This is a genomic window from Paraburkholderia metrosideri (assembly GCF_904848625.1).
Lineage (GTDB): Bacteria > Pseudomonadota > Gammaproteobacteria > Burkholderiales > Burkholderiaceae > Paraburkholderia > Paraburkholderia metrosideri.
Window position 1 is genome coordinate 523534 of sequence record NZ_CAJHCP010000002.1, and the last position, 12947, is coordinate 536480.

Here is a 12947-nt window from a genome sequence, read left to right on the forward strand (position 1 = left end):
CTGCGAGCGGGCTCACCGCCGGCTTACGATCAGATCACAGCAAAACCGCTGCGTGACCGCTTCGGCCCGAGGCCGCATTCAAGGACTTGTCATGTTCGACCACATTCCCGTGTACCCAGGCGACCCGATTCTGAGCCTGAACGAAGACTTTCAACTGGACCCCCGGCCCAACAAGGTCAATCTGAGCATCGGCATCTATTTCGACGACGCCGGCAAGCTGCCCGTCATCAACGCCGTGCGCCGTGCGGAGACCGCGCTGCTCGATTCGATCGGCCCGCGTTCGTATCTGCCAATGGCCGGCTTGCCGCTCTATCGCGACACCGCGCAGGCGCTGGTGTTCGGCGAACATAGCGACGCCCGAGCCGCGGGCCGCATCGCCACGCTGCAAACGCTGGGCGGTTCGGGCGCGCTCAAAGTCGGCGCGGACTTCCTGAAGCGCTATTTCCCCGGCTCGCAGATGTGGATCAGCGATCCGAGTTGGGAGAACCATCGCGTCGTATTCGAAGGCGCGGGGCTGACGGTCAATACCTATCCGTACTACGACGAGACAACCGGCGGCCTGCGTTTCGCCGACATGATCGACACGATCGGCCGCTTGCCGGAGAAGGGCGTCGTGCTGCTTCATGCGTGCTGCCACAACCCGACCGGCGTCGACCTGAGTCCGGCGCAGTGGGCGGAACTGGTGCCCGTATTGCAGCGCCGCAAGCTGATCGCGTTCGTCGACATGGCCTACCAGGGTTTCGGCGCGGGTCTCGAAGAAGACGCAGCCTGTGTCCGTTTGCTGGCCGACGCAGGCGTGCCGATGATCGTCGCGAATTCGTTCTCGAAGAATTTCTCGCTCTATGGCGAACGCTGCGGCGCGCTGAGCGTGGTGTGCAAAAGCGCGGAAGAGGCGGGCCGCGTGCTGGGGCAGTTAATGTCGGCGGTACGCGCAAACTACAGCAATCCGCCTACCCATGGCGCACGGCTCGTGGCCAACGTGCTTGCCGATCCGACGCTGCGCGCGTCATGGGAAGCCGAACTCGCTACCATGCGCGAGCGGATCCTCGCGATGCGCGGCACGATCCACGCGGGACTCGCAGGCCGGGTCGATGAAGTGATGCGCGAGCGTTACGTCGCACAGCGCGGCATGTTCACTTACACCGGCTTGAGTGAAGCGCAGGTCGAGCGTTTGCGGAGCGAATACGCGGTGTACGTGCTGCGCTCGGGGCGTATGTGTGTGGCCGGCCTGAATGCGCGTAACGCCGGTTATGTGGCGTCGTCGATAGCGTCGGTGGTGTCGGGCGCATAGACGCACCTTCCCCGGCTGGCAAAGCGATAAACATGGAGACGTGATGAGCACCCTCGAAACGAAACCGGCAAGCCCGCCCACGCACCACGCAATGCATCCGGACGAATGGCACGCGCGCGTGCAACTGGCCGCGTGCTATCGGATCTTCGACATGCTCGGCTGGACCGAGATGATCTATAACCACATCACGTTGCGGGTTCCGCAAAGCGTGAGCGGTAGCGAGCGGCAGTTCCTGATCAATCCGTTCGGGCTGCACTACAGCGAGGTAACGGCGAGCAATCTCGTGAAGATCGACGCGCAGGGAAGTGTGCTCGATGACTCGCCGTATCCGGTGAATCCGGCGGGCTTCGTCGTGCATGCGGCGATTCATGAAGGCTTGCCTGACGCGCATTGCGTGATGCACACGCACACCACGGCGGGCGTGGCGGTCGCGTGTCTGGACGAGGGGTTGCAGCAGACCAACTTCTATAGCGCGCAATTGCATGACCGTATCGCGTATCACGATTTCGAGGGCATCACGGTGCATGCGGAAGAAGGGCCGCGCCTGCTCGAACATATCGGCAACAAACAGGCGGTGATCTTGCGCAATCATGGTCTGCTTGCGTGGGGTCACACGTTGCCGCAAACTTTCGCGGTGCTGTGGACGCTCAACCGCGCGTGCGAAATCCAGCTGGCGACGTTCTCAATGGGCCGCGCGCGGCCGGTGCCGGAACAGGTGGCGATTCGCTGTTCACGCGACGCGTTGCAATTCGATCCGCGTCACGGCGCAGGGCAGGATGTGTTCGACGCGCTGGTGCGGCGCGTGGATCGCGTCGACGCGAGCTACAAGGACTGACGGCGAACAGCGTGAGCGAGACAACCAGGGTAAGGATCGAACGATGAAAGTGGTTATTTATGGCGCGGGCGCGATTGGCGCCTGGATAGGTGTCAGGCTCGCGCAGGCCGGTCATCACGTGGGTGTGGTAGCGAGAGGCGCGACACTCAGCGCGTTGCGACGTGATGGGTTGCGTCTGATCGACGGCGATGTCACGCATGCGGTCAACGTCGAAGCCAGTGAAAACCCGGCGGATCTGGGCGTACAGGATCTCGTCGTGGTTGCGGTCAAAGGACCGGCGATGGCGTCGGTGGCCGCGCAGATCGCGCCGCTGCTCGGTCCGAACACCACCGTGCTGACGGCGATGAACGGCGTGCCGTGGTGGTTCTGTGAAGGGCTTGGGCCGGATTTTGCGGGCCAGAGGCTGAAGTCGATCGATCCCGATGGCGCGATTGCCGCCGCGATTCCCGGTGCGCAGACGGTGGGCTGCGTGGTGCATGCAAGCTGTCTGGTCGAAGCACCCGGCGTGATACGGCATCACCAGGGCAACGGGCTGATTATCGGCGAGGCGTCGGGTCAGCCGAGCGAACGCGTCGAGGCGCTGGCGGCGGCGCTCGTGGCGGCGGGCTTCAACGCATCGAGGTCCGCGCAGATTCAGCGCGATGTCTGGTACAAGCTGTGGGGCAACATGACGATGAACCCGATCAGCGCCATCACCGGTGCGACCACCGACCGGATTCTCAGCGATGAACTGGTGCGCGGTTTTGTCACGAGCATCATGCTGGAGGCCAAAGAGATTGGTGCGCGCTTCGGTATCCCCATCGATCAGAAGCCAGAGGATCGTCACGAAGTCACGCTCAAACTCGGCGCGATGAAAACGTCAATGCTGCAGGACGTGCAAGCAGGTAAAGCGGTCGAACTCGATGCACTAGTCGGTGCGGTTCGCGAACTGGGGCAACTGACGCAAGTACCGACGCCGTTTACGGATGCGCTACTGGGTCTCGCGCGTTTGCATGCGCGGACGTTGGGGTTGTACCCGGCGTAGTGTTGAGCAGCCTTGCAGAAGATCACGAAGCCGCCGTGCAATCGCTGCACGGCGGCTTTTTTCGTTTTATGCACCTATGCGCTTATCGCCGCGACTTCCTTCGACGCGGGCAGCTTCGCCGCTTCAATCAACGACAACGCGCGCTGCGGGTCGTCGAGTTCGGTCATGCAAAGTAGCGCAAGACGGGCGAGATAGAGCGGCGTTTGCGCTTCGCCTTCGCGGGTGAGCGTTTTGCACAACGTCGTATAGACAAGATCGAGATCGCTATCGGTCATGATGTGGGGGCCTTTGTGTATCGTCCGTCATTAGATCTTCAGCGTTGTGGTCAGCGCGCGCAGTATCGTTTGCACATTGCCGTTGCGTGAACGAGCAAGTACGTGACCATCGGGCCGGATCAGATAGACCGTGCCGGGCGTTGCGTCGAACATGTCGTGTAAGCGGCCGGTTTGATCGATTGCATGCAGGCCGGTGGCGTTCGGTGTGTCGCGCTGTGTTCCTGTTGTTTCCTTGGTTCCTTTCGTCAGCGTCACGGTGCGGAACGGCACGCGCTGGTCTGCCAGTGTGCGTTCCAATTGCTGCCATACGTCGTCTTGCGCGGCATCGTCGTGAGAGCCGAAGCGCAACGCGGTAAAGCACGGGCCAAGCAGATCCGTGAGATGAATCGCGACATGCGCGCCGTCATCGGCCCGCTTGAGCAGCCGGCATTCCGGCAGCACCGTGCCCGGCTGCGGGCCACCACTGAATGTGTCTTCTGCGCGTGCATTGAGCGGCGATTCGGCATACGCGATGGCATGCGTTTGCCGCGGATTGATCAGCGGACGCACGGCGGCGTGCTGCCCGGCAAGTCCCAGCACGGCAGTGCGCATCAGATCGAATGCAAACGACGGCGGCGCCATGAACTCCGTGCTCTTCATCCCATAGCTCAGATTTTCACGCGCGGCGAACACGCGCTCGTCGCTATAACTGTCGAGCAGACCGGGCGACGCCGTGCCATTCACCACGCAGCCGAGTTTCCAGCCGAGATTGTCCGCGTCGTCGATACCGGAATTCGCGCCGCGCACGCCGAAGATCGGCACCAGGTGCGCGGCATCGCCCGCGAACAGCACCTGGCCGTGCCGATAGCGTTCGAGCGTCAACGCGTTGGCCTTGTAGACGGTGATCCAGATCGGCGACCATGCGCCGGTTTCGCCCATCGAGTCGAGCACGCTTTGCACGCGCGGCATGACGTTTTCCGGCTTGACAGCGGCGTCGGGGTCTTCGTCGTCGCGAAGCTGGTAGTCGATGCGCCACACGTTGTCCGGTTGCTTGTGAACGAGCACGGTCGAGCCCGGATTGGACGGCGGATCGAAATACGCGAGACGTTCGGTGGCGCGCGCACTGTCCAGTTCGATATCGACGATCACGTAACGGCCTTCGTACGTCGCGCCGGTCAGCTTGAGACCGAGCGCGTCGCGAATCGTGCTGCGTCCGCCGTCGCACGCGACGACCCAGTCGGCGTGCAGGGTCCAGTGGCTGTCCCCGGTCTGTAACGCGAGGCGGGCACCGCCTTCAGGCTTTTGCTCGATGCCTGTCACACGCGTTTGCCAGCAGATATCGATCAGGTCGGCGTGCTGTTCCACCGCGTCGAGTAGCAACTGCTCGATCTGGTATTGCGCGATGTTGATCATCGGCGGCAGCGATTGCTCGTCGTCCTGGTGCATCGCGAAGCGGAACACTTCGGTGTCGCGGTAGAAACTGCGGCCGCCGGTCCACGGCAGGCCTTTTTGCAGGAAGCCGTCGACCACGCCGAGCCGTTTGAATATCTCCAGACTGCGCCGCGAAATGCAGATTGCGCGGCTACCGGTGCAGACGCTGTCGTCGGCTTCGATCAGCACCGAGGGTACGCGCTGGCGGGCCAGCGCGAGCGCGAGCGTCAGACCGACCGGGCCGCCGCCAACAATCGCGACAGGGCGCCTGACAGGATCGTGTCCGTCGACTAGCGGCGGCACCTCGCCGGCATAGTGCCGAGGTGCGAAGGGATAAGGCTTGAAGGGGCGGCTCACCAGTGTCTCCGATGGTTGCTGTGTTCCAAAGCTGAAGATTGCGCGCCGGGGCCGTTTGGCTCTTTCATTGCGGGGCGAATCGTTGGTGAAAGTATGAAGGAGGGGGCGGGACGCTTTGTCCTCATTTTGGGTACAAGCGCAAACGCGTGTGAAACCCGAACCCGCGAACGATAGGCAAAAAAAGCACGCAAAAAAGCCGCGAAGCACCTACCCGCTCGCGGCTTTTCAACATCCTTTAAAGAGCGAAGAAAACGCCCGGCCTCGGCGCTCTAATCCCCACCCGCTGCATGGACCGGCTGACGCCCATGCTGCACGCTCGCCGCCACCTGGCATTCTTCGATCATCGCGCGAAAGCTCGGCGCCGCATGCGACGCGCCGGTCGCGCCCAAGCCGGTGCTGCCTTCAGTCGCACCGCCAACGCCGACCACCAGGGTCGCGAGCGGCCGCCATTCGCGCGTGCGCCGCAGCATGTTGCGCAGATACGGCGGCGATTCAGGCGCGTCGAGCGAGACGATGCAGATAATCGGCGCGTCCTTGAAACTCGGTTCGTCAGCGCGTGCGCTCCGGTAGCCCGAATGCGTGGCCATCATCGGCGTGAGGCCGTGGCGGCCGAGCAATTGCACCGCGATGGCGGTCGTCACTTCGTCGAACGCGCCGCGTCCGGGCACGCACAGCACCGACGTCTTCTCGACTCCCTGGTGTTCGCGCAAACGCGCCGCAATATGGCTATCGTGTTGCTCCGACAGATCGGCCGACGCCGACGCCAGCAGCGCACCGGCGGTATCCACCGGCTCCGTGAGCGTCAACCGGTCAGGCAGGCCGTCGGCGATTTCGAGGTTCTCGACGATATCGACCAGCGCATCGTTGACGCGCTGCAACTGGTCGGGCATCAGCACGCCGCGCATCGCGTCGTTGCGGGCCAGCTTGAGACCTTCGAGCGCGACGTTGTCGTAGTAATCGATCAGCGACATCTCGCGCAACAGCCGCTCGGCCTGCACGATTGCCTCATGCGGGTCGTCTGCCAGCAGGCGTTGATAGAAGTTCTGCGCGGGTGTTAGCGCGGGCTGATCGCCGAGCAGCACCGTGAGAAAGTTCAGCCGGTCGGCATAACGGCCCAGCGTGACGACACACAGCGTCAGCGGCGTGGATAGCACGAGGCCGATCGGCCCCCACAGCCAGCTCCAGAAGATCGCCGCGACGACCACCGCCAGCGGCGACAGTCCCGAGCGATGTCCGTACAGAAGCGGCTCGGCGATCTGCCCGGCGACCACATCGACGACGATGAACAGGATCAGCGTATACACCGCCATGGTCCATTGCGGCTGGATGGCGGCGGCGAGAAAGACCGCGAGAATCGCGGCGATCCAGATGCCGATATACGGCACGAAACGCAGCAGCGCGGCAATCACGCCGAACAGCAGCGCGCCCGGCACGCCGATGATCGCAAGTCCAATCGCAATGATCCCGCCGGCACTCAGATTCACACCGAGTTGCGCGACGAAATAGCGTGAGAGCCGCACAGCGGCGTCGTTGATCGCGGTGGTGGTGCGGTGCAGGTCGCGTGAACCAAACAGACTGATCAGCCGGTCGCGTAGATCCTCGCGTTGCAGAAGAATGAAGATCGTCACGACGAGCACGATGAAGGTGGTCTCGATCGGCGCGATAGCCGGCGACAGCGCACGCTGCGCAAGCTGCAACGGCGTGGGCGCGGGCTCGTGGACTTCGACCGGTTGCGGCACGGCCGGCGCATTACGCGCGGCACGGCCCGTGGGGCGCGGCGGATTGGGCTTGGACGGCGCCACACGTTGCAAGGTGGCGGCCGCGCGGCTCATCAGCGAATCCGCGCGGCCCACGGTCTTTTCCTGAACCGTTTCGATCTTCTGTTCGATCGCCACCTGATACTGCGGCAGGTCGCCCGCCAGTTGCACCAGCTGCGCGCCGATCAGCGCGCCGACCGCGAGCAACGACGCCAGCGCGAACAGCACCGCAATGAAAATGGACGGCAGTTGGCCCATATGAAAGCGCCGCAGCATCTGCACGAGCGGCGCGAGCAGGAAGCTCAGCATCACCGACAGCGTGATCGGAATCAGCACCTCGCGCGCGAAGTAAAGCCCGCACACCACCACCACGCCGGTGATGACCGACGCGAGACCATGCAGGCTGGGGGTGCCCGGCGGGTAGACGCGGTTCGGCCGCCCCTGTGGCGGCGGTAACGATATTTTCATGAACACACTTTCCGAATGAGGAGCGCTGTCGTTCTTTATGCAAACCGCGCACGGATGCAATGGTGTCGTCCGGGCAAGAGCGCCTCAGCAAAACCTATGCCCGAATTGTAGGCGCTTTGGCGCACGCAAGCCCGATGCTTCAGCTGATCGACCCTCGCGTCGCGGCCCAATGTGCAATCAGGCGATGTGCAACCGCAACAGCTCGAACAGTTGCGAGCTTGCATACAGCAGCAAACCGATAAATCCGCCGACGATCGTCCCGTTGATCCGGATGTATTGCAGATCCTTACCAACGTTCAACTCGATCTGCCGTGACATCTCGCGCGAGTCCCAGTTCTTGACCGTATCACTGATATGACGGGTAAGGAATTGGGCAAAGTCCGGCGCCATCGTGCGCGCCGCGTCTTCGAGATGGTCGTTCAGCGATTGACGCAGCGCTGCGTCGTGCGAGAGTTCGCGGCCGACCCATTGGCCCATCGCCATCACACGCGCGTGCAGCGCCGAATCGGCGCTTTGCAGATCGCGCTTGAGCCAGGCGCGCAATTCGCCCCACATATCCTTCACGTACGCGCTGAACGCTTCGCCTTCCACGAGATAGCGCTTCAGTTCCTCGCCCTGTTGCAGGAAGACCGGATCGGTCTTGAGCCTGACGATGAGTGTCTGCGCAGCCTCGTCGAATCTTTGCCGAAGCTGATGGGTCGGGTTTTCGCTGATCTGTTCGAGCATCCGGTTCACCGCATTGGCGATGGCCTCCGCGCCTTTTTCGCCGAGCCACGCGGACGGCAGGATCTTCTCCATCTTCGGGTATTCGCTTTTCACCCAGTCGACGATACGTTCGGCGATGAACTCGCGCGCCGGTGCTTCACGCAGCAGCGCCACGACCTGTTCGATGCCCGCGTCGAGTAACGCCTGATGGCGGCCGTCGCGTGTCAGCGTGTCGAGAATCGCGCCCATCGATTGCGACAGATCCACCTTGCCCAGCACATCGCGCAACGCGTCCTTGATGAACACCTGAATGCGCACGTCGTCAGTCAGTTCGAGAATGCCGCCGGTCAGTTTGACGACATAGTCGCCCAGACGTGCCGTGTTGGCCGGCTCGGTCAGCCAACGGGTGATGCTTTGCGCCGGATCGTGCTTCTGGATCAGGCCAACCAGCGACGGCACGTCGAGAAACTTGTCCTGCACGAACACCGCGAGGTTATCGGCGATCTTGTGCTTGTTCTTCGGAATGATCGCGGTGTGGGCGGCGACGATCGGGATCGGCACGCGGCGGAACAGCGCCGCCACCGCGAACCAGTCGGCTAGCGCGCCGACCATGGCTGCTTCGGCGACTGCCTTGATGCCGTCCACCCAGAAGCCGCGCGGCATGAACGCGGTCACGACGAAAATGCATGCGGCGGCGAGCAACAGCAGCAATGGTGTGCGCTTGGCCTTCTTCAGTTCGAGTGTCTTGTTCATCGGCGGCGGGTTGTGTCGAGTGAAATGACGCTGTTCGTTCGGCGCGCGTGCAGAAAACGCGAGTGTAGCGCCGGTCGTGACGCAGCGTGCCGGGCGCCGGGACTATCTTTGCCGCGCGGGCACGGTAACATCTGCGGTTAGACTGCGAGGCCCGCTGCGGCGCGCAGTTCCCGACACGCATGAAGCGACGACGCAATTGAACAGAATGGAGGCACAGTGATCAGGTTCCTGCACACCGCAGACTGGCAGATCGGCACGCAATTCGGCCAGTTCGAGCCGGATGAAGCGGCCCATCTCGCGCAGGCGCGCTTCGACACCGTGCGCCGTATCGCCGAAGAAGCGGCGGCGCGCAAAGTCGACGCCGTGCTGGTCGCGGGCGACGTGTTCGATCTGCAAACGGTATCGGACACCGTGATCCGCCGTCTGTTCGGCGCGTTGCAGGCGTTTTCCGGGCCGTGGATCATGTTGCCGGGCAACCACGACGCGGCGCTCGTCGAAAGCGTCTGGACCCGCGCGCAGCGGCTCAATTGCGTGAGCCCGAATGTGCGGCTGGTGCTCGACGCGGGCGTGGTGTTGCTGGACGAGTGCCGCTGCGCGTTGCTGTGCGCGCCGCTCACGCAACGCATCACTTACGACGACACCACCGGTTTCTTCGACACTACCGACACCCCCGCTGGTTATCACCGCATCGGCCTGGCGCACGGCAGCGTGAGCGGGATTTTGCAGGAAGGTATCGATTCGTCGAATCCCATCGCGCCGACGCGTGCACTCAGCGCGCGTCTCGACTATCTCGCGCTGGGCGACTGGCATGGCCATTTTCGTGTCGACGAACGCACGTGGTATGCCGGCACGCATGAGCAGGATCGTTTCCGCGCGAACGATCCCGGCTTCATGCTCGATGTCACGCTGAGCGAGCCTGGCGCCGTGCCGCAGGTCGAAGCGGTGCGGGTCGGTCAATATCAGTGGCATCGGTGGGATGAAACGATCTCGGTGTCAACCGATGTGGACGCGCTTAAAGCACGCCTCGCCGCGTTGAGCGGGCACGACGTGCTGCGCCTGAACGTCACCGGCACCACCGCATTGGCCGATGCCGAAGCGATCCACGTCGCGGTGGAAGAGGCCCGTGCGCGGGTGCGGGCGCTGCGCGTCGATCTGAGCGGCTTGCAGGTGCTGCCCACCGCCGACGACCTCGCCGAACTCGGTGCGCAAAGCGGCTACCTCGCGAAAGTGGTGGCGCGTCTGCGCGGCCTGCAGGAAGACCCGCAGTCCGATCCGCAACAGGTCAAGCGCGCGGCCGAGGCATTGCTGCTTCTGGCGCGCTTTCAACGTGAATTGCCGCGCGCTTCGGCGTCCGCGTCCGCATCCGCATGAAGAGGTCTGCATGAAGCTGGAAAGTATCGCGATTCAGGAGTTCAAACAGTTCAGCGGACGGATTGTGATCGACGATCTGCAACCGGGGCTGAATCTTTTCACCGGCCCGAACGAAGCGGGCAAAAGCACGATTGCCGAAGCGGTGCGCGCGGTGTTTCTCGAACGCTACAAGGCCTCGCACCTGAAAGACCTGTTGCCTTGGGGCAAGGCGAGCGGGCAGCCGTCGGTCGAAGTGAATTTCAATCTGGACGGGACGGCATGCAGGCTGTCGAAGCAGTTCGTCACGCGTCAGCGTTGCGAGTTGAAGATCGGCCAGGCCGTGTTCGGCGAAGATGAAGCCGAAGACAAGCTCGCGGCACTGTTAGGCTTTTCGCGCGCGGCGCGGGGTCCGTTGAAGGCGGAAAACGCGGGCGTGCCGGGCTTGCTGTGGGTGCAGCAGGGCGGTACGCAGGAAGTGCGCGATTCGACCGGGCACGCGGCGCAATATCTGCGCGATGCGTTGTCGCAATTGTCCGGCAGCAGTGAAGCGGCGGGTGAAGATGCGTTGATCGCCGTCGTGCAGCGCGAGTTGCGGCAACTGCTGACGGCACGCACGCAAAAGGCGACCGGCCCGCTGGCCGAAGCTGAAACGACGCTGGCCGGATTGATCGAAGAGCGCAACGGGCTTGAGCAGCAGCGTCAACAGTTCGACGAAAACATTGCACGGCTCGCGTCGTTGCAAGAAGCCTTCGACGACACGCAACGCAAGCGCCCGTGGGAGCTTCACGAGCAGAAGGCCGTGCTGGCGCAACAACGCGCCGATGCGGCAGCGGAACTCGAGCGCAGTGTGCAGGGACTCGCGCAGTCGTTGCAGGTGAGCGAGGCCGAACTGGCGCTGTCGTTGCAACAGGAGCAGGGCGCGGCTGAACTGGAAGCGGCGGTTGCGCGTGAACGTCTGCAACTCGACGCGGCGCGGGGCGAGGTGGCCGCTGCGCAGACCGAACACGCACAAGCCGCGAACGGCGTGGCGCAATTCGAGCAGGCGTTTGCGGGCGCCAGTCGGGCGCTGGAACTGGCGAACGCAGCGGTGACAGCCGCCGACTTACGCAGCCAGATCGGTCTTTATCGCACCGAAAGCGAGCGCCTGGACGCATCGATCGCCGCAGCGGGTAAAGCGAATGACGCCGTTCTCGACGCGTCGCGTGACGCGGCAGCACTTGAACTCGACGACGTGAAACTGAAGCGGCTCATCACGCTCGATCGCGAGTTGACCGTGTTGCGGGCCCGCACCGAAGCAGCGATGACGCGTATCGAATACCGGTTGAACGGTGCGTTGACTGTTGACGGCGAACCGGTCACGGGCACCGGCGTGTTGCGTGTCGATGAAGAAAAACTGATCGTCCTCGGCGAACTCGGTGAGTTGCGCGTGATTCCGGGTGTGTCCGATCTGTCCGCGCAACTGTCCGAACTGGCATCGCTCGAAGCCGCGCATGCACAGTTATTGCAGGCGCTCGGCGTCGCGTCGGTGGGCGACGCGCAGGCGCGGCACGAACAGTGGAAAGCGCTGATCGCGCAGCAGAAGAGCCAGGCGAAGATTCTCGACGTGCACGCACCGCAAGGTATCGATGCGCTGCGTGCCGCGCATGCTTCGGCGGCGGCGCGGTGGCAGGCGTCGAATGAACGGCTGGCGGGTTTGCCCGATGTGTCCGCCGCGTTGCCGCTCGACGAAGCACGTCGCAACGCGGAGATTGCACGCGACGCGCTGGAGGCCGCCAGAAAAGTGCTGGCGCACGCGGCTGAGAAACGTTCGACCGGCATCGCCACCGCCGAATCGCTCGCCGCACAATTGCAGCGCAAGGAAGCGCAACTGAGCGACGAAACATATCGCAGCAATCGCACCAGATGGCAGACGAAAATCGTCGAGCAGCGCGTGCAGGTCGACGCATTGAGAAAGCAGCGCGAAGGACGTGAGCGTGAACTGGAGGCCGTGCGTCTCGACGATCCGGCGGCCGAAGCGACGCGCTATCGTGCATCGGCGGAACTCGCGCGCGGCGAGCAACACGAGCGGCAGGTTCGGATCGCGCAGTTGCGCAGTCAACTGGAGACGGTCGGCGCGTCAGGCCTTGGTGAACGTCTGGCAACGCTCGAGGCCAGGGTTGAACAGGCCACGCGTCGCAAGGACGAACTCGGTTTGCGCGCTGGCGCATTGAGTCTGCTGGATCAGGTGCTGGTCGATGAGCGCGACGCCGCCGTCGCGCAATTGCGCGCGCCGTTGACCGAGCGGCTCGGACATTATCTGAAGCGGATTTTCCCGCAATCGAGTCTTGTGCTCGGCGACGATCTGAGTCCGGCAACATTGGATCGCTACGGCCGCGCGGATACGCTCGACGCGTTGAGTTTCGGCACGCGCGAACAGCTGGGCATTCTGACGCGGCTGGCGTACGCCGATCTTTTGAAGGCATCGGGAAGGCCGACGTTGCTGATGCTCGATGATGCGGCCGTGCATACGGATGCCGCACGGCGCGACGCGATCAAGCGCGCGTTGATCGACGCGGCGACCCGGCACCAGATTCTGGTGTTCACGTGCCACCCCGAGTTGTGGGACGACCTCGGGGTCAGGCAGCGCGCAATCGACGATCTGAAGGTGGCGGCTTAAGCGCGGGTGAGCTGGGTGAGCTTGAGCCGGCCTGCGCCGACTCAAGCCGTTTCGCGCCGTTACCCG

The 12947-nt window shown here is 63.5% G+C and carries 9 protein-coding genes; 5 read left to right on the top strand and 4 right to left on the bottom strand.

Annotation, left to right across the window (positions count from 1 at the left end):
- Window positions 1-91: 91 nt before the first annotated feature.
- Genes LMG28727_RS05140 through LMG28727_RS05150 form a run of 3 tightly spaced genes read left to right on the top strand, consistent with a single transcriptional unit; the run spans window position 92 to window position 3150 of the window.
- The gene (locus LMG28727_RS05140; protein WP_201641213.1) at window positions 92-1291 is read left to right on the top strand and encodes an amino acid aminotransferase; all 1200 of its coding nucleotides are present in this window, start codon (window positions 92-94) and stop codon (window positions 1289-1291) included.
- 43 nt (window positions 1292-1334) lie between these two features.
- Entirely contained in the window at window positions 1335-2126 is a 792-nt protein-coding gene (locus LMG28727_RS05145; protein WP_201641214.1) for a class II aldolase/adducin family protein, read from the top strand.
- Between the two features lie 43 nt (window positions 2127-2169).
- Entirely contained in the window at window positions 2170-3150 is a 981-nt protein-coding gene (locus LMG28727_RS05150) for a 2-dehydropantoate 2-reductase (protein WP_201641215.1), read from the top strand.
- Window positions 3151-3224: 74 nt separating this feature from the next.
- Here LMG28727_RS05150 and LMG28727_RS05155 read toward each other — a convergent pair whose 3' ends face one another.
- The 4 genes from LMG28727_RS05155 to LMG28727_RS05170 form a co-directional block, all read right to left on the bottom strand.
- Window positions 3225-3425 (bottom strand): hypothetical protein, encoded by a 201-nt coding sequence (locus LMG28727_RS05155; protein WP_201641216.1) that lies wholly within the window; start codon window positions 3423-3425, stop codon window positions 3225-3227.
- A 30-nt stretch (window positions 3426-3455) separates the two neighbouring features.
- On the bottom strand, window positions 3456-5192 hold the full coding sequence (locus LMG28727_RS05160) for an FAD-dependent oxidoreductase (RefSeq protein ID WP_201641217.1): 1737 nt from the start codon (window positions 5190-5192) through the stop codon (window positions 3456-3458).
- A 269-nt stretch (window positions 5193-5461) separates the two neighbouring features.
- On the bottom strand, window positions 5462-7417 hold the full coding sequence (locus LMG28727_RS05165; protein WP_201641218.1) for an AI-2E family transporter: 1956 nt from the start codon (window positions 7415-7417) through the stop codon (window positions 5462-5464).
- A gap of 177 nt (window positions 7418-7594) precedes the next feature.
- Window positions 7595-8875 carry a DUF445 domain-containing protein gene (locus tag LMG28727_RS05170; protein ID WP_201641219.1) on the bottom strand — a complete coding sequence of 427 codons (1281 nt, stop codon included), beginning with the start codon at window positions 8873-8875 and terminating at the stop codon, window positions 7595-7597.
- A 216-nt stretch (window positions 8876-9091) separates the two neighbouring features.
- Here LMG28727_RS05170 and LMG28727_RS05175 point away from each other — a divergent pair, with 216 nt between their 5' ends.
- On the top strand, window positions 9092-10246 hold the full coding sequence (locus LMG28727_RS05175) for a metallophosphoesterase family protein (RefSeq protein ID WP_201641220.1): 1155 nt from the start codon (window positions 9092-9094) through the stop codon (window positions 10244-10246).
- 10 nt (window positions 10247-10256) lie between these two features.
- Window positions 10257-12881, top strand: a complete 2625-nt coding sequence (locus LMG28727_RS05180) for an AAA family ATPase (protein WP_201641221.1) — start codon at window positions 10257-10259, stop codon at window positions 12879-12881.
- Window positions 12882-12947 lie beyond the last annotated feature (66 nt).

Excerpts from the sequence above, each read along its gene's own strand:
- LMG28727_RS05155 (WP_201641216.1), bottom strand. The coding sequence starts at position 3,425 with ATGACCGATAGCGATCTCGATCTTGTCTATACGACGTTGTGCAAAACG.
- LMG28727_RS05165 (WP_201641218.1), bottom strand. The coding sequence starts at position 7,417 with ATGAAAATATCGTTACCGCCGCCACAGGGGCGGCCGAACCGCGTCTAC.
- LMG28727_RS05150 (WP_201641215.1), top strand. The coding sequence starts at position 2,170 with ATGAAAGTGGTTATTTATGGCGCGGGCGCGATTGGCGCCTGGATAGGT.
- LMG28727_RS05180 (WP_201641221.1), top strand. The coding sequence starts at position 10,257 with ATGAAGCTGGAAAGTATCGCGATTCAGGAGTTCAAACAGTTCAGCGGA.
- LMG28727_RS05140 (WP_201641213.1), top strand. The coding sequence starts at position 92 with ATGTTCGACCACATTCCCGTGTACCCAGGCGACCCGATTCTGAGCCTG.
- LMG28727_RS05145 (WP_201641214.1), top strand. The coding sequence starts at position 1,335 with ATGAGCACCCTCGAAACGAAACCGGCAAGCCCGCCCACGCACCACGCA.
- LMG28727_RS05170 (WP_201641219.1), bottom strand. The coding sequence starts at position 8,875 with ATGAACAAGACACTCGAACTGAAGAAGGCCAAGCGCACACCATTGCTG.